Here is a 23,918-nt window from a genome sequence, read left to right as displayed (position 1 = left end):
AATATGTGGACAATCTTCGAGAAATTCTTAAAATAATTAAAGCTAAAAAGAGTTATATACCAAAGAAAAAAGCAGAGAATATAATAAAAGATTATCTTAAAGAAAATATGGAGAATTATAATGCAGATATTTTTTCAAAAACTAAACATATTCTTTTTAATTTATTATCTTATAATAGTGATGAACCTGGTAGGATTGGATATAAGCTTATTGTAATAAAAAAGATATATACTCAAAATTTTGATGAAAGTAGTGAAAGAATATGTGTATCAGGTTTTACGGATAGAGTAGAACAACTAATAACAAGTTTTAAAGAAAGATTTCAAGGAAATGATTATTTTGAGAAATATATTGTACCTCCATTTTTAAATAAAAACAATCATAGTTCTGAATTTACAACTATTACAATGGATTTGGCCTATATGCTAGAAATTTTAAATTTAGCTAAATTTGAATTGAAAGGTGGAAAACTTCCAACTGTGAATATTCATATATTTCATCCTATGGAATTATATAAACCTAAATACAAAAATAAGTTGCTCAAAGATATGAGAGAACGTGATCAAAAAGAAATCAAAGTTATGTATAAAATTATTAATACAGAAGGTAGCAATAGTAAGTGGAAAACAATTGAAGATTATTTTCTTGGTAATATAAATATTGAATAAAGAAATTAAAATAAATTAATTTTCAATAAAAAATGTACAAGTAGTAAAAGGGAGTTATGGTCAGACTTTTATAAGTTGGACTGAATATTGTATAAGTATATAACCATATGGGGGAAAAGAAAAATGATTGAATTAAATGAAAAGATAGTTGTATCAATACTTGTAGCATGTCTTTTAACATCAATATTAAGCTTTGTACTAAATGGAGAATTCAATGGATTAGCATGTGGAGCAATAATTTATATATTGTTTTTTGACAAGTCTAAAATAACAGTATATGATTATGTTTTTGCTATAAGTTTAGTTATAGGACTTCTAATAAATTTAATATGTATATTTTATAAGAATAGTTATGTTGTTAACTTTTGGTCCATAGTTATTTGTAGTGTGGAATTTTTAGCATATTTAAAAAAGTAAGTAGTTTCAATTACGTCATTGCATAGAATAATTTAAAGTGCAGATTATATAATAATTGTTTTAATTATTTAATATAAAAATTAAAGAATTTAAAGGAGAGATTAGAATGTCAATAGGAACATTTAAAGCAACAGTAAAGAAAAAAGAAGGACTAGCAGTTGAGGTTGAATCAAGAGGATTTAAAGTAAACGTTGATCAACCAGAGTCAGTAGGTGGCTCCAATACAGGAATGAATCCTGTTGAATTATTGTTAGGTAGTTTAGGTGCATGTCAAACGATTACAGCTATTTCTCTTGCATCACACTATAAAATTGATTTAAAAGACTTGTGGGTGGAACTTGAAGGGGATTTGGATTTAGATAGTCTATCTGGATCAAAACCTCAAGTAGAGAAGGGCTTTAAAAATATTAGATTTAATTTTCATGTAAAGAGTGATTCTCCAGAAAAAAAGGTTAAAGAGCTAGTTTCACATGTAGAAAAGATATGTCCTGTTTTACAGACATTGCTCAAAAATGTAAGAGTAGATAAAGCCAAAGTAACAATGGAAAATTAAAAAAGGGTGTAGAGCTATAATAGAGTATAGCCTACATCCTTTTAAATTTACTTGACCAGAATACCTCAGTAGATTATATTAATTTAAAGAGTAACAAAAATATAATATGTATTTAGAAGGAGTTTTTAAAATGTACAGTATTAGAAAAGCTACTATTTTAGATTTAGATCGTATATTTGAAATTGAAACTGCTTGTTTTCCAATAAAAGAAGCAGCAAAAAAAGAAGTTTTAAAGGAGAGAATTTTAACTTTTAAAGAAGGATTTATTGTTGCAGAAAATGAAAAGGAAATAATAGGCTTTGTAAATGGTGCAGCAACTAATAGAGATGAAATTATAGATCCTATGTTTGAAAGCATGAAAGAATACCATAATGAAAAAGGTAGCAATTTAGCTATTTATGGATTAGATGTACATCCTGATTATCAGGGAAAGGGCTATTCTAAAATTTTGATGAATGCTTTTATAGATGAAGCTAAAAAGAGCAATCGCAAAAAAGTCATTTTGACTTGTAAAGCTCATTTAATAGGTTTTTATGAAAAGTTTGGTTATAAATGTGAAGGAGTTTCAAATTCTGTACATGGTGGAGCCAAGTGGTATGATATGGCCTTAAATTTATAGATATACATAATTTAAGTGTGGTTAATTGGGCATTAGTGAATTTATTATTATCACAACACTTATAATTATAAGGAAAAAAAGTACTATTTTTTTAAAATGGCTATTTGATATTTTATTAGAAATAAAGATTCCTAAAAGAGAACCTAGCAATAAAGGAATAATATTTATAGCAAGTACAGAAAACATATATTTAGATAGCAAACCATCAAAACCAAGGGTTATTATCGTTAATATATTTTCAATAAATCCGTATACTGCAAAACTAGCTCTAAATTCATCTTTGCTATACCCCTCATTGTTTAAAAATAAGGCAATAGGGGGGCCACTTATGGAAACACTTCCATTTAAAACGCCACTTATAAAGCCTACTGAACTATAAGCAAGTTTTGCTCTTTTAAACTTAATGCTATATCCCTTTATCATAAATATAGAATTTATTAATATTAATGTTCCAACAACAAGTTTAAGTAATTCAGGGTTTACAGTAGTTAACGCATATACTCCAAGAGGGATTCCCAAGGCTCCAAATAATATCATTAACCATATTCTACCTATATCAATAAAATTTTTAGTTGAATAGGCAACTATCATGTTATTAATAAAGCTAGATATAACAATTACGGGAACTATTATTTTCATAGGCAATAGAAAACTCAATAGGGAAACGGCTATTAAAGCATAACCAAAACCAATTGCACCTTGTACAGAACTTGCAAAAAATATTATTAAAGTTGAAAGTATTACTACATATATATCCATTAATAAAAGACTCCTATTTATATAATTCTAGTATAATTTATAATTATAGCATTTATTATTTTAAATATAAACCTATATCATATTTTAGAATCCTTATAAAATCTTTAAAATTGTCCATTATTCTTAAATTGAAAGAAAGGATGATGGAAATGGAAAAATTTATTTTAAAGACAAAAAACCTATGTAAAAAGTTTAAAAGGCAAAGAGCTGTAAATAATATTTCTCTTTCTGTTAAAGAAAATTCAGTATATGGATTGCTGGGGCCAAATGGTGCAGGAAAATCTACTACACTAAAAATGATTACAGGTATACTTAAACCTACCTCTGGAGAAATCTTATTTTGTGGTCATAAATGGAGTAGAAAAGATTTAGCTTATATAGGAGCACTTATTGAATCACCACCTCTATATGAAAATTTAACAGCTAGAGAAAATTTAAAAGTAAGGACACTATTGTTAGGTATTCCAGATAAGCGTATTGATGAAGTGCTTGAGATAGTTGATTTAAAATATACAGGTAAAAAAAGAGCTAGTGAGTTTTCAATGGGTATGAAACAGAGACTTGGAATTGCTATTGCACTTTTAAATAAGCCTAAACTTTTGATATTAGACGAGCCTACTAATGGCCTTGATCCCATAGGAATTCAAGATTTGCGAAAGCTTATTTCTTCTTTTCCAAAGCAGGGAATAACGGTTATTTTATCAAGTCATATTCTATCTGAAGTAGAGCAAATTGCTGATTACATTGGAATTATTTCAAATGGAGTTTTAGGATATGAAGCTAAGATAAATCCAGAAGAGAACTTGGAAAATCTCTTTATGGAAGTAGTAAAAAAGCATAGAGGTAGGTGAGTAAAATGATAAATTATATAAAAGCTGAAAATCTGAAATTGAAACGCACATTTACAAAAAAACTTGTTGTAATTATGCCGCTAATTAGTTTGTTAATTGCTTTGTTATCTCCAATATGGTATGAAATAAATGCATTTAACTGGTGGTACACTATTATTTTGCCAGGCTATATTGCTCTTTTATCTTTTCTAGTTCATCAAAAAGAGGAGAAAAAACTTAATTATACAGGAGTAATGTGTTTACATGTTGATTTGAAAAAGGTTTGGATGTCAAAAATACTTTTAATTGGGAAATTCATTTTTATCTCCTGCATAATACTTTCTTTAGGTATTTTACCGGGAGGAGTTATTTTCCCAATTACAAATACTATTCCTGTCACAAGGATTATAATAGCGGGGTTTGTTATTACAATAACTTCTATATGGCAGATTCCTCTTTGTCTTTTTATTGCAAAGAAAGCAGGAATTTTACCTACTATATTTATAAATACTTTATTTGGTATTGTTCTTAACCTATTTACAGTGGATAAAGGTATATGGATTGCTTGTCCTTACAGTTTCACATCAAGATTAATGGCACCTATACTTGGAATTTTGCCTAATGGTACTTTAGGGAAAGCAAATAGCCCACTTTTAAATACTAATGTGATTTTCCCGGGTGTAGTTTTATCAATTATATTATTCCTTATTCTTACATTTATTACATCATATTGGTTTAGCAATCAGGAGGTGAAATAGGTAATGGATTTATTTCGTTCAGTAAAATCTGATTTATATAAACTGCGACACACTTCAATTTTATGGATGCATATTTTAATTCCTCTTTTGTGTTCAGTGATTTTTCTGGCTTACTATTCTATTTCTAGTTGGAAAGCTAAGGACAAAGTTTCTGCCTATTTTGAATTTGTGGCAGTTACATTTCCTCTGCTTATTGGATTGATTTGCAGTATGGTTGTGTCACAGGAGGAACAAGCAGGAAACTTCCAAGAATTATTGACAGGGAGTAAGTGGAGGTGGGCTGCACTGATTAGCAAACTTATTTTATTTATTTTAGGGTCATTTTTTTTCATTTTTATAGCTTTATCTATTTTTGGAATTGGATTTCAGTATGTTTTAAATGAAAATAATTTTACACTTAGCTGCTATGTTCAAGTAGGAATTGGATTACTTTTAGGCAATATAATTTTATATATTTTACATACTTTTTTGAGCTTAAGATATGGAAAAGGTGCATCAATTGGAGGAGGAATTGTTGGAAGCTTAATCTGTGCAATTATGATTACAGGGCTTGGAGATAGAATATGGAAGGTAATACCATGGGCTTGGGCTGTAAGGTTTTGCGACTATAGTGTTTTAAGTGAAATAAATTCATCTCTTTATAATATGGTTCAAAGTGAATTAAAAGAAGGAGTTATTATTATGGCAATTGACACTTTGGTAGCACTTGTTATGATTTTAATTTGGTTTTCCTCATGGGAAGGAAGAAAGTCTTTAGAATAAGATGCAAAATCCAGTATAATTGTTTTTAAGAGAAGGTGATATTTTGGCTAAAATACTTGTTATTGATGATGAGAAAGATATTTTAACACTTATAAAAAATGTTCTTTCAAAGGATAATCATTTTGTTGTTACAGTAGATAATGCAATAAATTTATCAAGTGGAGATTTTATTGGTTATGATCTAATTTTATTAGATGTTATGATGCCAGATATAGATGGTTTTACATTATGCAAGAAAATTAGAGATATTGTTGATTGTCCAATTATTTTTCTTACTGCAAAAACTATGGAAAGTGATATTATGTTTGGGCTTGGAATTGGGGCTGATGATTATATAACAAAGCCTTTTTCTGTAGGAGAGCTTAAGGCTAGAGTAAATGCTCATATCCGCAGAGAGCAGCGTGAAAGACACAACTTTCTTGTAGTGTCAGACATAAAGTTTAATTTATTATCTAAGGAAGTTTTTGTAGATAATAAAAAAATACCTTTTACAAAAAGTGAATATGCCATATGTGAATATTTAGCTAGAAATCATGGACAAGTTTTTTCAAAAGAAAATATATATGAAGGTGTTTTTGGATATGATGGAGAAAGTAATAGTTCAGTAATTGCTGAACACATTAAAAATATTCGTGCTAAATTGGCTGTTTTTGATGTAAATCCAATAGAAACAGTTTGGGGGATTGGTTATAAGTGGCGATAAAAATAAGAAATAAAGTTGTTACATTAAAAACAGTATTTATCAGATATTTATTTTCATTAATAGCTGCATTTTTTATAGTAATTGTTTTTATTATATTCTTTGTAGAATTAGCGATGAAAACGCAATTTTTATATCCAGCAAATTATTCTGAAAATATTATAAGAAAAGAAAAGGCTATTTTATCATCTTCTTTAGAGATTAAGGAAAGCATGATTCCAAAAGGATGCTCATTTGCAGTCTTTGATAAAAAATTTAATGTTATAAAGACAAATATGAACAAATATAATTTATCTGAAGCACTATCATATGCAAAAGGAGATTTTAGTGTAGATGTAGGTCCAAAACGGTACTACTTTATTGAAAGACAAGATGGTTACTGCGTTTTACAATACTATGTGCAGATGAGCTATAATTCGGACTGGTTAAATGAAAAATTTCCCAAACCTGAATATTTTATATATACCATTCTTGTTTTAGGTTGCCTTGTATCTACCATAGTTGTTACAGCTATTTTTGCTAAAAAGTTAAAAATTCATCTAGTCCCTTTAATGAAAGCTACTGAAAAAATTAAAGAGCAGGATTTGAATTTTGATGTTGCTAGCTCTAGAATAAAGGAGTTTAATGATGTACTATTGTCAATTTCTGAAATGAAAACTGAACTTAAAAAATCACTGGAAGAGCAGTGGAATTTAGAACAAGCAAGAAGAGAGCAAATATCTGCATTGACTCATGACATTAAAACACCACTTACTATAGTAAAAGGTAATACTGAACTTTTGTGTGATACAAATCTAAATAAAGAGCAGCAAAGTTACACAAATTTTATTTTAAAAAATACCAACCGAATTGAACAGTACATATTACTACTTACAAAAATCTCTAAAACAGAATCTGAAATATCACTTGTTTTAAAGAAAACTAATGTGGAAGAATTCATTAAAGAGGTTTATAGTGAACTGATGGCTCTTGCAGCTTCAAAACATATAAAGACTGAATGTATAAAAGAAAACATTCCTAAGGAAAGTACATTAGATGAAAAACTGCTTCTTAGATGTCTTATGAATGTTATGTCAAATGCAGTAGATTATACACCTAATGGAGGATTAATAAAATTTCATATATTAGGTAATGATAAAAAACTTAAATTTATAGTTACAGATACAGGTAAAGGATTTACAAAAGAAGGTTTAAAATCAGCTGCAAAGCAATTTTATATGGGTGATACAAGTAGAAATTCAAAAAAACATTTTGGTATGGGACTTTATATAGCGGACTCAATTGCTAAATTGCATAATGGAAGGTTGATTTTAGAAAATCTATCGGACTCCGGTGGTGGAAAAGTAACTATAGAAATTGCATTAATATAAACAAAAGTAAATATATTAACATACTAAAATTTTGATGTTTGGAAAACATATATTAAAGGTCTTAAAAAATAGAGGTGAATTATATGTTTGAGCCAAAGAGAGTTATATTTGAAGATGCTGCATTGGAGTATGAAAAGGGAAAACAAATTCTGTCATATTTCAAGGATAAAGATGTTGAGATATTGTACTCTAAAAGTGGAAGAATAACACAGATACCAGGTGATACAGCACAAAAAATGTATTTTGAAGGGAAAAGTACTCTTGTTGTAGGCATAAGAAAGATTGGAAACTTTCAGTCATGCAAGCCATCTGCAAACTACCAATTGCCTTTAGTAAGCGGATGTATGGGAATGTGTGAATACTGTTATCTTAATACCCAGATGGGAAAGAAACCATATATAAAGGTGTATGTGAATACAGATGAAATATTAAATAGAGCAGATAAATATATTGAAGAAAGAGGAGAGCATATAACTGTATTTGAAGGTGCAGCAACTTCTGATCCTGTACCTGTTGAACCATATAGTGGAAATTTAAAAAAGGCTATACTTCACTTTGGAAAGATTGAAAATAGCAGATTTAGATTTGTAACTAAATTTACAGATATAGATAGTCTGCTTAATGTAGAGCACAATGGAAGAACAACTATAAGGTTCAGTTTGAATACAGATAGAATTATAAGTAAATTTGAACATGGAACACCTAAAATTCAAGATAGAATAAATGCAGCTAGCAGTATTTTAAATGCAGGATATCACTTGGGATTTATAATTGCTCCTGTATTTTTGTATGATGAGTGGAAAATGGAATATGGAAATATAATAGAAGAAATAGGACATAGATTTTCAGGAGAAGACATTTCCTTTGAAATTATATCTCATAGATTTACAAAAAGGGCAAAGGAGAATATATTGACTATATATCCTAAAACAACCCTTCCAATGGAAGAAGAAATAAGAAAGTTTAAGTATGGGCAATTTGGCTATGGAAAATATGTATATACAAAAGATAAATTAGATGATATGAGGGGATTTTTTAAAAATAAAATAGGAAATTATTTCAATGAATCTAATATAAAGTACATAATCTAAAATATTTAATGTAGATTTTTATTTTATGTTATAATATTTTTAGAGATGTAGTCTAATTTTAGTGAAAAAAGATGTTTTAAAACTACAAATTTTTTATTATTTATATTGAAATATTATAGTGATTATAGAGAGGTATAAAGTTGATTATACAAGTAGATAAGAGTATTTTGGATAAACTTACTGAAACTGAAAAGATGGTAGTTAATTATATTAATTCAAATGAATACAATATACCTAATATGTCTATAGTTGATGTAGCAGAAAAGTCATTTACTTCACCGGCAACTGTTTCTAGAACTATAAAAAAATGTGGACTACAAGGATTTTCAGAATTAAGATATAAAATTTCACTTAGAGAAGATTATGATGCTGATTCTGGAAAGATAAATGAGATATTAGGAAAATCATTGATAGAAGTAAGAAAGACTATAGAAAATATTTCTGTAAAAAAGGTGTTAAAAACTGTTAGATTGATAAAGGAGTCAAAGCGTATATATATATTAGCGAGAGGGTTAACAGAACTTGTTGCTCAAGAATTTAACTTAAAGTTGCAGCTGTTAGGATATAATACATTCTTAATAGTTGATCCTAATATTATGAGAAAAATCTGTAAAACATTAAATGAAAACGAGCTTGTAATAGTATTTTCTTTAAAGATGAGATCAGAGGAAATAATTGAATCCGCTGAAAGTGCTGTTAAAACCGGAGCTAAATTGATAACTTGCTGCTGTGCTAGAGGAAGTAAATTGGAAGAAATATCGGATATTACATTAATTGGGTATAAGCAATCAAGAGTATCTATAAAGGAATTTGAAGTTTCTTCAAGATTGCCATTATTTATTATATCAAGAGCTATTATAGATTATTTAATAATTTAGATTATTTTTGCTATAAAAAGAGGTTTTCAAATTTATTGAAAATCTCTTTTTTTATATTTTCAAAATTAATTATATGACTTCAATATAGATAAAAGCTTAGTTTGTCTATTCATATGGAAGAAATAATACATGTAAGTTGTGAAAACATTTTCCGGATATATAAGTTAGAATATAATCATAAATAAACTACAGAAGGAGAAAAAGTCAATGAGAAGAATTTTATCTACCAGACAAATGTTGAAAAATGCCAAGTTAAATGGATACGCAGTACCAGCATTTAATATTCATAATATGGAAACATTACAAGTTGTAGCAGAAACTGCAGCTGAATTAAAATCTCCGGTTATTATAGCAGGAACTCCATCAACTATCATTGATTATGCAGGGCCTGACTATATAGTTTCAATGGCTGAAGTTGCAGCAAAAAAATATGATATTCCAATAGCTATTCATTTAGATCATTTTGAAAATGTTGCTGAAATTAAAAATTGTATAGATATTGGATTTAAATCATGTATGATTGATGCATCAAAAAAAGCTTTTGAAGAAAATATAGAAATTGTTAAAGAAGTAGTAGAATATGCACATAAATATGATGCAACTGTTGAAGCAGAACTTGGTAAACTAGGTGGAAGAGAAGATGATTTAGTAGTAAGTGAAAAAGATTCTATGTATACAAACCCAGATGATGCATTAGAATTTGTAGCTAGAACAGGAGTAGATTCATTGGCAGTAGCAATAGGCACAGCTCATGGATTATATAAAGGAAAACCTAAACTTGATTTTGATAGGCTTGTTGAAATTAGAGAAAAGGTTAGTGTTCCACTAGTACTACATGGTGCTTCAGATGTTCCTGATGAGTTAGTTAAAAAAGCAATATCCCTTGGAATTTGTAAAGTAAATGTAGCCACTGATTTGAAAATCCCATTTGCAAATGCTGTAAAGAAATATTTTAATGAAAATTCAGATGCTAATGATCCAAGAAAATATATGACACCAGGAAAGAAAGCAATGAAGGACATAGTGACACATAAAATAATAGTTTGTGGAAGCAATAACCAAGCTTAAAAAGACAGGTGGTGAAAAGATGATTTATACATTAACTACAAATCCAGCTATAGATATGAATTGCTATTCAAGCAGTAATGAACTATTTAAAGTAAATAGAACTACTAATTTATCATATTCACCAAATGGCAAGGGGGTAAACGTATCACTAGTTTTAAATCATTACTTTATAGAGAGTAAGGCAATTGGATTTTTTGGAGGATTTACAGGAAAGTATATTGTAGAGGAGCTAAATAAAAGAAATATATCTACAATACCATTTTGGATAGAAGAAAATACAAGAATAAATGTCTTTATAACCGTTAAAGATAATAAAGAATTAAAATATGTAAATAAAGGTCCATTTGTTCCAGAAGAAAAACAAAAAGACTTGTTAGAGTATTTATCATTGAATTTAAAAGAAGATGATTATTTAATAATAAGTGGAAGCTTACCTCAGAGTATAAAACAGGAATATTACGATCAAATTTTGAATATATGTCTTGAAAAAGATGTGAAAGTTATATTGGATATTAGTTCTAAAAAATTAAAGGAATTATTAAAATATAAACCTCTGCTAATTAAACCTAATGATGATGAAGTTAAAGAAATATTTGAAATCAGTTTAAATAATGAAGATGATATAAAAAATGCATTAAAATATATTAATACTCTAGGTGCGAGAAATATACTTTTAACATTAGGAGAAAATGGAATGTATTTTTATAATGGCAAAAAGATGTATTACTGTAATGCACCTAAAATTAATCTTTTAAGTTCTGCATGTGCAGGTGATGCATCATTAGCGGCATTTTTAAGTGAATGGTTATTTGAAGGTAATGTTGAAAAAGCACTTAAAAAAGCATCTGCTACAGGAGCAAATGTTGCTGAGTCCAGTGCTTTAGGAGATCTAAAAAAGGTATTAAAATATATGGAAAAAATAGATGTTAAGGAGGTAATGTAGATGAAAAAAATTGTTGCTGTTACAGGATGTCCTACAGGAATTGCACATACATTTATGGCAGAAGAAGGATTAAAAAAGGCAGCTGAAGAATTAGGTGTAGAAATAAAAGTAGAAACTAATGGTGCAGTTGGAGTTGAACATGAGCTAACAGATAAGGATATAGAAGAGGCAATTGGAGTAATAGTTGCATCAGATAAAGATGCTAGAGCTGACAGATTTATAGGAAAACCAACTATAGAAACATCAGTTGTTGATGGAATACGTAAACCTAAAGAGTTAATTCAGGCTATATTAGATGGAAAAGTACCTGTAAAAGGTGGAAAAGCAGCTGAAAAATCCAATACAAAGAAAAGTTCTGATGAGGTTGTAGGAAAACAATCTATAAGTAGAGAGATATATAAGCATTTAATGAGTGGTGTTTCTTATATGTTACCATTTGTTGTAGCTGGTGGTGTACTTATAGCAGTATCATTTTTGTGGGGTATATATTCCTTTGATCCAAATTCACCTCAATATAATCCTATAGCGGCTATGATTAAAGATATAGGGGGACAGGCATTTTCAGTAATGGTTCCAATATTTACAGCATATATTGCTAATTCAATTTCTGGAAGACCAGGTATGGTTGCAGGATTTGTTGGTGGACTTATAGCAAATACTACAGGATCAGGATTCTTAGGCGGTATTATTGCAGGATTTTTTGCTGGATATTTAATGCTTTATTTTAAAAAACTACTATCAGGATTACCAAAGCAATTTGAGGGTTTAAAATCAATATTTATATTGCCAATAATAGGAATATTAGTAACTGGTGTACTAATGACATTGTTAGGTGGACCAGTGGCAGCTATAAATAAAAGTGCTATGGGATGGCTGTCCTCTTTACAACAGGCAAATCCAATTTTATTAGGAATAGTTATAGGTTGTATGAGTGCATTTGACTTTGGTGGTCCAGTAAATAAGGCTGCTTATTTAACAGGTACAATGCTTCTTGCACAGGGAAATTACTATTTTATGGCTGGTGTTTCAGCAGCATGTATAACACCGCCAATTGCAATTGCTATAGCTACAACATTATTTAAGAAAAGATTTGATGAAGAGGAGAAAGCTGCAGGTTTAGTTAACTATATTTTAGGATGTACTCATATAACTGAAGGAGCAATTCCTTTTGCAGCTAAAGATCCATTGAGAGTTATTCCAATATTAATGATTGCATCTTCTATATCAGCTGTGTTAACATATTTAATGAGAATCCAAGTTCCGGCTCCACATGGTGGATTCTTAATATTACCATTGGTTAGCAGTCCATTGTTATGGGTAGGAGCAATATTAACAGGATCAGCAGTTGGTGGAGTCTTATATGGAATATATAGAGGTCGTATTCAGAAAAATGCTTAGTAATTTATAATAAAGGATGGAGTATGATTATGGAATTAAATAAGTTAATAACAGAAAATACTATAGAGTTAAATATATCTGCAAAGGATAAAGATGATCTTATTGATAAAATGATCGATGTATTAGTAAAGGATGGAGTAATACTTAATAAAAGCGATTTTAAAAAGGATATCTATCACAGAGAATCTTTAAGCAATACTGGCATAGGATTTGGAATCGCTATACCACATGCTAAATCAACATCTGTAAAAGAGCCTAGAATTGCACTAGGGATAATTAAAGATGGAGTTGATTATGATTCAATAGATGGAAAACCAGTAAAATTAATATTTATGATAGCAGTTAATGATTCACAGAGTGATCTTCATTTACAAGCATTAGCTAGCATATCAAGAAAATTAATGCATGAAGACTTTAGAAATAAGATAATAAATGCAAAATCAAAATCAGAAATATTAGAGATAATTTAAATATTAGTTTAATAAAAAAAGAAGCTAGCACAGTTTAGTGGTAAAGCTTCTTTTTTTATTGAATTTAAATAGACATAAGTTTTCTAATGTTTTAATATGTTAATTATAGAAATTAGTTGGAGGTGTAAAATGGATAAGAAGTTTGGAACGGTTTTAAATTGTATGGATGGTAGAACGCAGATTTCTGTAACAAAATGGATTAAGGAAAATTATAATGTGGATTATGTAGATTTAATTACGGAGCCTGGAATAGATAAGGTATTATCTAATGATTGTTTGAGTGAAAATGAAAGATTGAGAAAAAGCGTTTTGATTTCAGTAAATGACCATAAGTCTAATGTAGTTGCGGTTGTAGGACATTACGATTGTGCTGCAAATCCTGTTTGCTATGAGAAACATTTAGAAGATATAGCAGCATCAGTATCACAAGTGAAATCATGGGATCTTCCAGTTACAGTGATTGGTCTGTGGGTAGACGAATTTTGGAATGTACATGTTGTAGACTAAATAATATAATAAATGCAAAATTCAATAAGATTGATTTTAAGCTAGCTTATTAAATTCATAGTAAGCTAGCTTTTATATGTGGAAAATTTCCCATTAATTATTTTTTAATAGGACAACTATAACAATAATATTTGGTATAATTTTCAGATGAGGTGATGGTAAATTATATGATATATAAAATAATGATAGTTGAAGATGACAAAGCACTTTGCAGTAATATGGAAGCTGTGTTAAGAAAGTGGGGATTTGAAACAGTAAGTGTTTATGATTTTAAAAATATAGTAAGTGAGTATGCTAAATATAAACCTAATTTAGTAATTATGGATGTAAATTTGCCTTATTTTGATGGGTTTTACTGGTGTAAGAAAATTAGAGAACTATCAAAAGTACCTATTATATTCGTTTCTTCAAGAGATACAAATATGGACATTATAATGGCAGTAAATAATGGTGCAGATGATTACATAACAAAACCATTCACAATGGACATACTTGTTGCAAAAATAAATGCAATTTTAAGGAGGACATATTCATATACAGATACATCTCCTGATTTATTAGAATGTGACGGAGTAATATTAAATTTAATAGATAGTACTATTTTTTATAATGATAGTAAAATTGAATTAACTAAAAATGAATTTAAAGTAATGTTGTTACTTATGAAAAACAAGGGTAAGGCAATATCACGAGAAAGAATAATGAGAGCTCTTTGGGAAGATGATAGTTTTGTTAATGATAATACTCTTACTGTAAATATCAATAGGCTTAGAATGAAATTAAAAGATATAGGGCTTACGGATTATATACAAACAAAGAAAGGATATGGGTATATGATACTATGAGTAAAATAACTTATTTAAAAAATTCCATTTCAAAAATAGTATATTTTATCTGCATATTTTCAGTTGTAAATTTAGTTTTGATATCAAGTAAGCCTATTAATTTAGCTAAAAATGATGTAATCTACATGGATTTTTTAATTTTTTTTATATCATTAATATTTGCAATATATGATTATAAAAAGTGGGATTATAAGTATAGAGATATTGTAAAAGCTATTAAAAATGGTAAGAGTGTAGATGAGTATATGCCCAATTCAAACACTTCGTTTGAAATTAATATTATAAAAGATATTTTAAGAGCAAAAAACAGTGAGATTGAAAATAAGGTTGATAAGATAAAATCGCTTTTAGATGAAGTGAATGATTATATTACAAAGTGGATTCATGAAATTAAGATACCTATTGCTGTTTGTGAATTAATTGCTGATAGAATTGAGGAAGCTTCTGAAATAGAGTCTATTAATAATATTTCGCAAGAACTTAGAGTAGAAATTGAAAGAATAAAATTTCTTATAAATCAGGTATTGTATACTAGTAGATCTTCAAGTTATTCCGAAGATTTACAAATAAGAGAAGTTAATATTGAAAAAATTATTAGAGATATATTAAAGAGAAATTCAATATTTTTTATATCAAAGAATATTGAATTAGAACTCCAAAATGTAAGCTTCAACGTTATGACAGATGAAAAATGGACTAGATATATTATTGATCAAATTATAAATAATGCCTGTAAGTATGTAAAACCTAGTGGTAAGATAACAATTTATGCAGATGAAGATGAAAAAATGGTAAGATTATTTATTAGGGATAATGGTATAGGTATAAGCCAAAAGGATATAAAGAGAATATTTGATAAAGGTTTTACTGGTGAGAATGGAAGAAAGGTATCAAAATCCACTGGAATGGGTTTATACCTTTCTAAAAAGATGGCCAATAAGATGAATCATAATTTGCTGGTTAAATCTGAAGAAGGAGTGTATACAGAGTTTATTTTATGTTTTTACAAGTTGTCAGATTACTTCAAAGTTACATAAATGTAATATTAAAATATAATATGTAATCTAAATTCGATGGTAGAGCATCTAAACAGAAGTTAAAATAGACATATAAACATTAGCTATCAAATAGGAGGAAATTCTAATGAGTTTTGTTATTGAAACAGAGAATTTAAAAAAAGTTTATGGGTCAAAAGGTATGAGCTCTACTGTTTTAGATGGAATTAATCTTAAAATCGAAGAAGGAGAATTCCTTGGAATAATGGGGCCTTCTGGAGCTGGTAAAACTACTCTTTTAAATATTCTGTCTACTATAGATAGGCAAACAAGTGGAAAATATTATTTCCAAGGAAAAGATATGGCTAAAGTTAAAGGAAAGGAGCTTGCGTTATTTAGAAAAAATAAAATAGGATTTATCTTTCAGGATTTTAATTTACTTGATACAATGACAGTTCAGGATAATATAGCACTTCCTTTAGCTCTTGGTAAAGTAAATCATAGAGAAATAATAAATAAAGTAGAAAAAATAGCCGAGTTTTTAGGCATAAAAGATCATCTTAATAAATATCCATATCAGCTTTCAGGTGGTCAGAAACAGAGAACTGCTGCAGCTAGAGCCCTTATGACTTCACCTTCAGTTATATTTGCAGATGAACCTACAGGAGCATTGGATTCAAAATCATCATCAGAATTACTACAGTGTCTTTCAAATATGAATGAAAAATATAACACTACTATAATAATGGTAACTCATGATGCTTTTGCTGCAAGTTACTGTAGAAGAATAATGTTTATTAAAGATGGAAAGATTCATGCAAAACTTGATAAAGATAAATCAAGAAAGGAATTTTTCAAAAGAATTATGGATATGGCCACTTCAATGGGAGGTGATGCTGATGAACTATTTTAGTATTGCTTATAGTAATTTTAAAAGAAATGTAAACACATATAGATTATATATAATGTCAATGATTTTTTCAGTAATGGTATATTATAACTTTATAGAATTAAAATATAATCCAGATTTTCAAAAGGCTAATATGTCTAATTTGTATATTGATACAATGTCAAAAATTGTTGCATATTTATTATTGGCCTTTATAATGTTTTTTATATGGTTTTCAAGTTCTTTTTTCTTAAAGCAGAGAAAGAAGGAAATAGGAATTTATGCATTTATGGGTGTTACCAACTATCAAATAGCTTATATATACACTATAGAAGTTCTTATTATAGGTGTCACTTCTATAATAATAGGCCTTTTTCTAGGAATTATATTTTGTAAGTTATTTTTAATGATGTTAGCTAAGGTTGCTATACTAAATATGAAGGTGAATTTTTTCTTTTCAATAAAAGCTGTAATTGAAACTACTGTGATATTTTTTACGATTTTCTTGGCTAACTCCATTTTCGGATATATAAATATAGTTAGAAGTAAATTGATTGACTTGTTTAATACATCTAAAAGAGAGGAACAGATTCCAAAGTTAAATTATATAAAGGGAATTTTATCTATAATATTTATTGGAATAGGGTATTATTTTGCCTTAAATGTTAAGAGTAATTTTGCAAAAAACTCACCTTTGGCAATTTTACTTGTGGTTTTTGGGACGTATTGGTTATTTGGAGCTGGTTATTCAATATTTATGAAGTATTTATTGAATAAAAAGAAATTTTTGTATAATGGAACTAATATAGTAAGTATTTCTAATATTGCATTTAGAGTTAAAAATAATTACAGAACATTAGCTACAGTGGCGATTCTTATTACAATTACATTAACTTGTTATGGAACTGTAGCTTCATTGAAATATTTTGTACAGATACGAGATAGTATTCAGACACCTTATGACATATCATATGTTTCTAATGATAAATCTGTAAAAGAAGAAGTAAAACGTAAGATAGAAAAGAATAATAGTAATATAATGTTAGAGGAAAATACAAAATTTCTTATGATAAAACCACATATGAAGACACAATTTCACATTGATGATAAGAATAATGTTGCAATAGCTTTAAAATATTATGATTTTATGAGAATTAGCAATGACCTTAAGGTAAAAGATTTAAAAAAGATTGAAAAATACGATTTATCAGATAATGAGGTACTCTGCATAGATGTACCAACTGTAGTTATGAGCCTTGTAGATTATGAAAATAAAGAAGTAGATATTAATAATGAAAAATATATTATAAAAAATAATTTAAAGACTCCGCTTTTTGGCATGGGAATTCCAGCACCATGTATAGTCTTGAATGATGATACTTATAATAAACTTAAAAGTACAACTACAGAATATGAGTTTAATGGATTAAAGATAAGTAACACTGAAAATATAAAATCATTAGCTAAAGATTTGGAGAGTATAGACAGTATTAAAGATAGTCTGTATACAAATGAAAATAAAGATAAATCAACTTATAGTATATTTGGAATACTTTATTTTCTTGGAGCTTTTTTATCACTAGTATTTATAGTAGCTACAGGAAGTATAATATACTTTAAACTTGTAAGTGAAGCATATATGGATAAGAATAAATTTGTTATATTAAAAAGAATTGGAATGACAGATAGAGAAGTAAATAAAGCTGTATCGAAACAAATAGGAATTTGCTATATTATGCCATTAGCAATTGGGATAATTCACAGTTGTGTAGCTATGATTTCATTAAGTAAATTAATGAATTATAATATTTTAATACCTACTGTAATGAGCGTAATAATATTTATAATAGTATACTTAATTTATTTTGTGGCTACTAAGATAAAGTATTTAAAAATTCTTAGTTAAATAGTTACTATTCAGAAGGTAGTACTACGGTGAAAGTGCTGCCTTCATGAACTTTGCTATTAACATATATTTTGCCACCATGGGCTTCAACAAAAGCTTTTGTAATAGTAAGACCTATACCAGAACCACCAGTATTTTTATTTCTAGATAAATCACTTCTATAAAATCGTTGAAATATATAAGGTAAATCTTTTTCGGGAATTCCTATTCCATTATCTATAACTTTAATTATAATATTATTATTTTCTTTTTTCAGAGTTACATTAACCTTGCCATTGGGTCTTAAATATTTATAAGAGTTTGAAAGCAGGTTAGTGATTATTTGGTCAAATTTATCTTTATCTATTATTGCATTTGTTTCCGGAGTAATACTGCTAGTAAGTTCATAATTTTTCTTAATATAAAGGGGCTTAAATGTATCTACGATTTTAGTAAGCTCCCTTGATAGATTGATTTCTCTTTTATTTAAATTAAGGTTAGTTTCCTCTAATTTTGCTAGGCTTCTAAGATTATTAACCATTTTTGTCAGTCTTTCAATTTCTTCGTAAAATGCTTCAAATCTTTCAGGCGTTGGTTCCCATATTCCATCTATAAAGGCTTCTACATGAGTTTTTAGAGTGGTTAAAGGAGTCCTTAACTCATGTGCCATATTAGAAGTTAATCTTTTTCTAAACATCTCTTGATTTTTTAAAGTTTCTGCTAAATAGTTTATAGAGTTTGAAAGTTCATCTATTTCTTTAGTGTTTGAGTTAACTGGTGCTCTAACTTCAAGATTACCACTTCGCATTTTATTTGCTGTTTGGGTTATTTTAATAAGAGGCTTTGAAAGCTGCTTTGATATAATTATGCTTATAATAAGTCCAAAAATCAATGCTGCAATAGCTGATAGAAAAAAAGAATTATTCAAAGTCCTTATAAAGGTTACTGAAGCTGAAGATAGATAGGAAGTTCCGAAATAACCAATTATTATAGTACCGATATGCTTATTATTAACTAGCAAGGGATATGTATTTTCAGAGTACTGACCAAGGTTAGTTTCAGAAGTGTTATGCATCATAGAACCCATCATTTTTCCCATCATGGAATTATGCTTAAGATAGGAATCTCCAGACGTATATATAGTATTGTTATTTGAATCCTTAACTTCAATATATAGCTGTTGAAGTTCGGCATATCTTTGTATTTCATCATTATTTATATTTGAGGGATTTTCTCCACTCCCATATAAATCTTCAACAATTTGAACAGCAGTAGAAACTTTTGTCTTATGTTCATCAATCAAATAATTTTTAAATTTATTTCCCACTGTATAATTTGCTATAAGGCTTGCTAAAATAATTGATCCTAAAACTGCAGTAAGAAAGCCTAGGGATAGTTTTTTCATTAAGGATAGTTTCATTAGTGTCACTCCTTACATAAATTTGTAACCAATTCCGTAAACCGTTGTTATATATTTTGGTTCCTTTGGATTATCCTCTATTTTTTGACGAATATTTTTTATATAGGTATCTACGGTCCTGTCAAAGCCTTCATAATCTATACCAAAAGCCTTTTCAACTAATTGCTCTCTTGAAAATATTTGACCTGGATTTATTAAAAATACTTTTAAAACTTTAAATTCATTTGGTGTTAATCGTATATCATTACCTTTTTTTCTGATAAGCATCTTTTTAACATCAACTTCTAAATCACCATTATTAAAATTTAGAATATCAGCCATAGGAGTAAAATCTCTATAGGATCTTCTAAGTAATGCCCGTACTCTTACTACAAGTTCGCGAACACTAAATGGTTTAGTTAAGTAGTCATCTGCACCAATAGATATTCCTTTTATTCTTTCATCTTCATCTGCTTTTGCAGTAAGCATTATTATAGGAACATTAGAGATGTTTCGAATCCTTTGGCATACTTCTTCACCACTTAACTTAGGAAGCATTAAATCCAATACTATAAGATGAATAGTGTCATTGTTAAATATCTGCATAGCAGTTTCTCCGTCCATTGCCGTAAGTACTTTAAATCCATTGCTTTCAAGATAAGCTTTAACTACATCTACTATATTTTTCTCATCATCTACAACTAATATTTTAAAGTCTTTATTCATAGAGATACCTCCACTTGCCATTATTTTAGTTATATTATAGATTATACCTATAAAAAAAACTAGAGAGCTTAATCTCTAGTTTTTCTGTGAAAGAATTGTTTTCCTTTTTAAATATTCTTCCTCACTAATTTCACCTGTAGCAAATTTTTCATTGAGTATATTAATAGCATTATTTGATTTATTAGAATAGGTTTTAAATAGTTTAATAGCAAAGAAAATTAAACCTATAAATATTAATAATCTAAAGCCAATGGTTAAATATATCCAGCTGTGTCCCATAGAACTTGGGCCACCAAAGCCATAACCACCACAAAACATAAGTCAATTCCTCCCTTTAATAAAAGTTTATTATCTCTATACATTGAATTATATAGATAAACTGTGGAGGAATTGTGGAGAAATAAAATTTATATAGTTGACAATTATGAAAGAGAAGCATATAATACACATATACGGATATGAGTATATAAGTATTATATTTATTTAAAGAGAGGAAATTGTCATGAATGAACTTACAAATTTATTTAAATTATTATCAGATGAAACTAGATTGAGAATAATTGTATTGCTTGGACAGGAAGAACTGTGTGTATGTGAAATGTGCGGTATTTTAGAACTATCTCAGCCTAAGGTATCTAAGCATTTAGCCAAGCTTAGGGATAATGGTTTTGTTAGAGATGAGAGAAAAGAGCAATTTATTTTTTACTCATTGAATATTAAGGATCCTGTATTAGAAAGTTTGATTACTAATATTATAGATAATATTGAAAATTATCCACAGCTAAAAGCAGATAGCGAAAGATTAGTTGATAAAGAAATATATTCAAAACAATGCAATCCAAATAGCACTAAGAAATTGAGTTAATTCATATAAGAGGTGTTTTAAATGTTCAATTGGTTAGATTATTTAATAAGACTATTAGTCGAAAATGTATTTAATATATCTATGGAAACACGTTTAGGTTCAAGTGTTCACTTTTTCTTTTTTGATACTATAAAAATTATTATATTATTGGGTATAATGATTTTTGCAATATCATATATTAGAAGTTATTTCCCACCTGAGAGAACAAAAAAAATTCTAGAAAGATTTAGTGGGGTAAAGGGAAATATAATGGCTTCCTTACTTGGAATTGTTACACCATTTTGTTCTTGTTCATCGGTGCCTATATTTATTGGATTTGTTGAAGCAGGAATTCCATTAGGGGTTACATTTTCGTTCCTCATAACTTCACCAATTGTAAATGAAGCAGCATTTGCTATACTACTTGCTTCATTTGGTTGGAAAATTGCTTTAGTATATGTTATTACAGGTGTTGTAATAGGTATATTTGGAGGAATATTTATTGGACTATTAAAAATGGAAAAGCAAGTTGAAGAATATGTCTATGAAATTCAATCAAGAGAGGTAGATATAGAAAAGCTATCTTATAAAGACAGAGTACATTTTGCTCTTGATAATGTAAAAGACATTATAAATAGGGTTTGGATATTTCTTTTAATTGGTATAGGTTTAGGAGCATTAATTCATGGATGGGCACCAGCATCATTACTATCTAAATATGCAGGACCTAATAATCCATTTGCAGTTGTTATAGCAGTAGTTTGTGGAGTACCACTTTATTCAAATGCCTTGGGAACTATTCCAATTGCAGAAGCATTAATTAATAAAGGAGTTGGAATAGGAACAGCACTTGCATTTATGATGGCAACAACAGCTCTATCACTTCCAGAGATGATATTACTTAGAAAGGTTATTAAACCTAAATTAATAGGAGCCTTCGTTGTTATAACTGGCATTGCTATTATATTTGTTGGATATTTCTTTAATGCTATTGCACACTTTTTGATTTAATACCATGCATTTTTAGGGAGTGATAATATTGAATATAGGAATATATAGTATTACAATATTTCTTTTATTACTGTCTTACTACAAAGATAAAAATAAAACTAAAAAGGCTCTAAAAAAAGCATGGAAGGCTTTTGAGAACATACTTCCACAGTTTTTAGGAGTAATTGTTCTTGTTGGTATAATGCTTTCAGTATTTGATGCAGAGTTTATATCGAAGATTATTGGAGTCCAATCAGGATGGTATGGTACAGTTGTTTCCGCATTAATTGGAGCAATAACTTTAATTCCAGGATTTGTCGCCTTTCCAACAGCGGCAATGCTGCTTGAAAATGGTGCAGGCTATATGCAAATTGGAGCTTTTATTTCTACATTGATGATGGTAGGAATTGTTACAATGCCTGTAGAAATTAAATATTTTGGTAAAAGACTTGCAATTGTAAGAAACATTTTAGCATTTATATTTTCTTTTATAGTGGCATATATCCTAGGAAAGGTTTGTGGTAGAATATGAACTTGATTAAAAGATATAGATTTTTTATTGGAACATTATTTATGATTGCTATACTGTTTTTTATAAATAACAAAATTGGTTTAAAAGCAATAGACATAACAGCATATTCATTTAAAGAAATGGCATTAGTCATTCCACCTGTTTTTCTATTGTTAGGCCTTTTAGATATATGGGTTCCTAGAGAAACAATGATAAAGTTTATGGGTGAAAAATCAGGAATAGTTGGAATACTGCTTGCTATTTTTATAGGTTCAGCAGCAGCAGGACCATTGTATGGTGCATTTCCAATAGCTGCAGTATTTATGAAAAAAGGTGTAAAATTTAGTAATGTGCTTATATTTATAGGTGCATGGTCCACAACAAAAATTCCAATGTTTTTGTTTGAACTATCTTCTTTAGGTATAAAGTTTGCTATTACTAGATTGTTAATTGATATACCAGGAATAATAATTATTGCATATATTCTTTCTCATATAATACCTAAAAAAGAGGTTGAAAGAGTATATCAAAGAGCAGAAAGTTTATAGATGATAAGATATTACTTATATAATTAATTTATTTAATTTTTAATAAATTAATTAATATTTTATAATAAATAATTAAGGAGGAATAAAATATGGTAATTAAAATTTTAGGTTCAGGATGTGCAAAATGTAAAAAATTAGAGGCTAATGCCAAGGAAGCAATAAAAGAAATGGGTATTGATGCAACTATTGAAAAGGTACAAGATGTTAAGGACATAATGTCCTATGGAGTAATGGGTACACCTGCATTAGTAGTTGATGAGAAGGTAAAAGCTATGGGAAAAGTACTTTCAAAAGATGAAATAAAAAAATATCTATAATGAAGGTATTAATATAAAAATTTTACAATAACAGATATTTTAGAATTAAAGCGTAAGATTATCTTATTTGTCTTGCGCTTTAGTTTTAGCTATTTTTAAGTATTGAAACAGTTGATTAATAACTAATAGGTGATAAATTAATTAAAAATTTAACAATTAAGGTTTCATGAACAATTCT

At 28.4% G+C, this 23,918-nt stretch carries 29 protein-coding genes; 25 read left to right on the top strand and 4 right to left on the bottom strand.

The features are described from left to right. Positions 1-5 precede the first annotated feature (5 nt). From H2684_RS09655 to H2684_RS09640, 4 genes are all read left to right on the top strand, one after another. On the top strand, positions 6-668 hold the full coding sequence (locus tag H2684_RS09655) for a hypothetical protein (RefSeq protein WP_182089199.1): 663 nt from the start codon (positions 6-8) through the stop codon (positions 666-668). A gap of 123 nt (positions 669-791) precedes the next feature. Beyond that, a complete protein-coding gene (locus tag H2684_RS09650; RefSeq protein ID WP_182089198.1) occupies positions 792-1,085 on the top strand; it encodes a hypothetical protein in 294 nt (97 codons plus the stop codon). A gap of 106 nt (positions 1,086-1,191) precedes the next feature. Further along, complete coding sequence (locus H2684_RS09645; RefSeq protein ID WP_182089197.1) at positions 1,192-1,638, top strand: OsmC family protein; 447 nt, start codon at positions 1,192-1,194, stop codon at positions 1,636-1,638. 130 nt (positions 1,639-1,768) lie between these two features. Further along, positions 1,769-2,257: a GNAT family N-acetyltransferase gene (locus H2684_RS09640; RefSeq protein WP_182089196.1), complete on the top strand. Its 489-nt coding sequence runs from the start codon at positions 1,769-1,771 to the stop codon at positions 2,255-2,257. Between the two features lie 21 nt (positions 2,258-2,278). Here H2684_RS09640 and H2684_RS09635 read toward each other — a convergent pair whose 3' ends face one another. Continuing rightward, positions 2,279-3,016 (bottom strand): sulfite exporter TauE/SafE family protein, encoded by a 738-nt coding sequence (locus tag H2684_RS09635; protein WP_182089195.1) that lies wholly within the window; start codon positions 3,014-3,016, stop codon positions 2,279-2,281. 149 nt (positions 3,017-3,165) lie between these two features. Between H2684_RS09635 and H2684_RS09630 the strand changes: the two genes are divergently transcribed. The 16 genes from H2684_RS09630 to H2684_RS09555 all read left to right on the top strand — a co-directional run bounded on the left by H2684_RS09630 (position 3,166) and on the right by H2684_RS09555 (position 18,426). Then, positions 3,166-3,867 (top strand): lantibiotic protection ABC transporter ATP-binding protein, encoded by a 702-nt coding sequence (locus H2684_RS09630; protein ID WP_182089194.1) that lies wholly within the window; start codon positions 3,166-3,168, stop codon positions 3,865-3,867. Between the two features lie 5 nt (positions 3,868-3,872). Then, a complete protein-coding gene (locus tag H2684_RS09625; protein WP_182089193.1) occupies positions 3,873-4,604 on the top strand; it encodes a lantibiotic immunity ABC transporter MutE/EpiE family permease subunit in 732 nt (243 codons plus the stop codon). Between the two features lie 3 nt (positions 4,605-4,607). After that, complete coding sequence (locus H2684_RS09620) at positions 4,608-5,366, top strand: lantibiotic immunity ABC transporter MutG family permease subunit (protein ID WP_182089192.1); 759 nt, start codon at positions 4,608-4,610, stop codon at positions 5,364-5,366. 43 nt (positions 5,367-5,409) lie between these two features. Continuing rightward, positions 5,410-6,069 (top strand): response regulator transcription factor, encoded by a 660-nt coding sequence (locus H2684_RS09615; protein ID WP_182089191.1) that lies wholly within the window; start codon positions 5,410-5,412, stop codon positions 6,067-6,069. Next, positions 6,060-7,436 carry a HAMP domain-containing sensor histidine kinase gene (locus tag H2684_RS12470; RefSeq protein WP_347707543.1) on the top strand — a complete coding sequence of 459 codons (1,377 nt, stop codon included), beginning with the start codon at positions 6,060-6,062 and terminating at the stop codon, positions 7,434-7,436. Before H2684_RS09615 ends, H2684_RS12470 begins: the two co-directional genes overlap by 10 nt. Before the next feature lie 74 nt (positions 7,437-7,510). After that, positions 7,511-8,527 (top strand): spore photoproduct lyase, encoded by a 1,017-nt coding sequence (splB, locus tag H2684_RS09605; protein WP_182089190.1) that lies wholly within the window; start codon positions 7,511-7,513, stop codon positions 8,525-8,527. Between the two features lie 140 nt (positions 8,528-8,667). Beyond that, positions 8,668-9,405 carry a MurR/RpiR family transcriptional regulator gene (locus H2684_RS09600; RefSeq protein WP_182089189.1) on the top strand — a complete coding sequence of 246 codons (738 nt, stop codon included), beginning with the start codon at positions 8,668-8,670 and terminating at the stop codon, positions 9,403-9,405. 207 nt (positions 9,406-9,612) lie between these two features. Then, a complete protein-coding gene (locus H2684_RS09595) occupies positions 9,613-10,473 on the top strand; it encodes a tagatose bisphosphate family class II aldolase (protein ID WP_182089188.1) in 861 nt (286 codons plus the stop codon). A gap of 19 nt (positions 10,474-10,492) precedes the next feature. Next, positions 10,493-11,416 (top strand): 1-phosphofructokinase, encoded by a 924-nt coding sequence (gene pfkB / locus H2684_RS09590; protein ID WP_182089219.1) that lies wholly within the window; start codon positions 10,493-10,495, stop codon positions 11,414-11,416. Continuing rightward, a complete protein-coding gene (locus H2684_RS09585; protein WP_182089187.1) occupies positions 11,417-12,814 on the top strand; it encodes a PTS fructose transporter subunit IIBC in 1,398 nt (465 codons plus the stop codon). A gap of 29 nt (positions 12,815-12,843) precedes the next feature. Further along, positions 12,844-13,284 carry a PTS sugar transporter subunit IIA gene (locus H2684_RS09580; RefSeq protein ID WP_182089186.1) on the top strand — a complete coding sequence of 147 codons (441 nt, stop codon included), beginning with the start codon at positions 12,844-12,846 and terminating at the stop codon, positions 13,282-13,284. A 129-nt stretch (positions 13,285-13,413) separates the two neighbouring features. Next, positions 13,414-13,791: a carbonic anhydrase gene (locus H2684_RS09575; RefSeq protein WP_182089185.1), complete on the top strand. Its 378-nt coding sequence runs from the start codon at positions 13,414-13,416 to the stop codon at positions 13,789-13,791. Positions 13,792-13,961: 170 nt separating this feature from the next. Next, positions 13,962-14,636 (top strand): response regulator transcription factor, encoded by a 675-nt coding sequence (locus H2684_RS09570; protein WP_182089218.1) that lies wholly within the window; start codon positions 13,962-13,964, stop codon positions 14,634-14,636. Beyond that, complete coding sequence (locus H2684_RS09565) at positions 14,633-15,673, top strand: sensor histidine kinase (protein ID WP_182089184.1); 1,041 nt, start codon at positions 14,633-14,635, stop codon at positions 15,671-15,673. Before H2684_RS09570 ends, H2684_RS09565 begins: the two co-directional genes overlap by 4 nt. Before the next feature lie 106 nt (positions 15,674-15,779). Continuing rightward, entirely contained in the window at positions 15,780-16,544 is a 765-nt protein-coding gene (locus H2684_RS09560) for an ABC transporter ATP-binding protein (protein ID WP_182089183.1), read from the top strand. After that, positions 16,531-18,426, top strand: coding sequence for an FtsX-like permease family protein (locus H2684_RS09555; RefSeq protein WP_182089182.1), 1,896 nt, complete (start codon positions 16,531-16,533; stop codon positions 18,424-18,426). The genes H2684_RS09560 and H2684_RS09555 overlap by 14 nt, the downstream gene beginning before the upstream one ends. A 7-nt stretch (positions 18,427-18,433) precedes the next feature. Here the strand turns inward: H2684_RS09555 and H2684_RS09550 are convergent, their stop codons facing one another. From H2684_RS09550 to H2684_RS09540, 3 genes are all read right to left on the bottom strand, one after another. Continuing rightward, positions 18,434-19,825, bottom strand: coding sequence for a HAMP domain-containing sensor histidine kinase (locus H2684_RS09550; protein WP_182089181.1), 1,392 nt, complete (start codon positions 19,823-19,825; stop codon positions 18,434-18,436). A 12-nt stretch (positions 19,826-19,837) separates the two neighbouring features. After that, complete coding sequence (locus tag H2684_RS09545) at positions 19,838-20,530, bottom strand: response regulator transcription factor (protein WP_182089180.1); 693 nt, start codon at positions 20,528-20,530, stop codon at positions 19,838-19,840. Between the two features lie 75 nt (positions 20,531-20,605). Beyond that, the gene (locus H2684_RS09540) at positions 20,606-20,848 is read right to left on the bottom strand and encodes an SHOCT domain-containing protein (protein WP_182089179.1); all 243 of its coding nucleotides are present in this window, start codon (positions 20,846-20,848) and stop codon (positions 20,606-20,608) included. Positions 20,849-21,032: 184 nt separating this feature from the next. On the opposite strand from H2684_RS09540, the gene H2684_RS09535 reads away from it, so the two are divergent. From H2684_RS09535 to H2684_RS09515, 5 genes are all read left to right on the top strand, one after another. Continuing rightward, the gene (locus H2684_RS09535; protein WP_182089178.1) at positions 21,033-21,395 is read left to right on the top strand and encodes a metalloregulator ArsR/SmtB family transcription factor; all 363 of its coding nucleotides are present in this window, start codon (positions 21,033-21,035) and stop codon (positions 21,393-21,395) included. 21 nt (positions 21,396-21,416) lie between these two features. Next, the gene (locus H2684_RS09530) at positions 21,417-22,385 is read left to right on the top strand and encodes a permease (RefSeq protein ID WP_182089177.1); all 969 of its coding nucleotides are present in this window, start codon (positions 21,417-21,419) and stop codon (positions 22,383-22,385) included. Positions 22,386-22,410: 25 nt separating this feature from the next. Next, positions 22,411-22,896: a permease gene (locus tag H2684_RS09525; RefSeq protein ID WP_347707545.1), complete on the top strand. Its 486-nt coding sequence runs from the start codon at positions 22,411-22,413 to the stop codon at positions 22,894-22,896. Next, positions 22,893-23,423 carry a permease gene (locus tag H2684_RS09520; RefSeq protein ID WP_182089175.1) on the top strand — a complete coding sequence of 177 codons (531 nt, stop codon included), beginning with the start codon at positions 22,893-22,895 and terminating at the stop codon, positions 23,421-23,423. The genes H2684_RS09525 and H2684_RS09520 overlap by 4 nt, the downstream gene beginning before the upstream one ends. An 89-nt stretch (positions 23,424-23,512) precedes the next feature. Continuing rightward, a complete protein-coding gene (locus tag H2684_RS09515; RefSeq protein WP_182089174.1) occupies positions 23,513-23,740 on the top strand; it encodes a thioredoxin family protein in 228 nt (75 codons plus the stop codon). The last annotated feature ends 178 nt before the right edge of the window (positions 23,741-23,918 follow it).

Source organism: Clostridium sp. cel8 (genome assembly GCF_014050525.1).
Classification (GTDB): Bacteria; Bacillota; Clostridia; order Clostridiales; family Clostridiaceae; genus Clostridium_B.
This window is presented reverse-complemented; position numbering and strand designations above follow the sequence as displayed.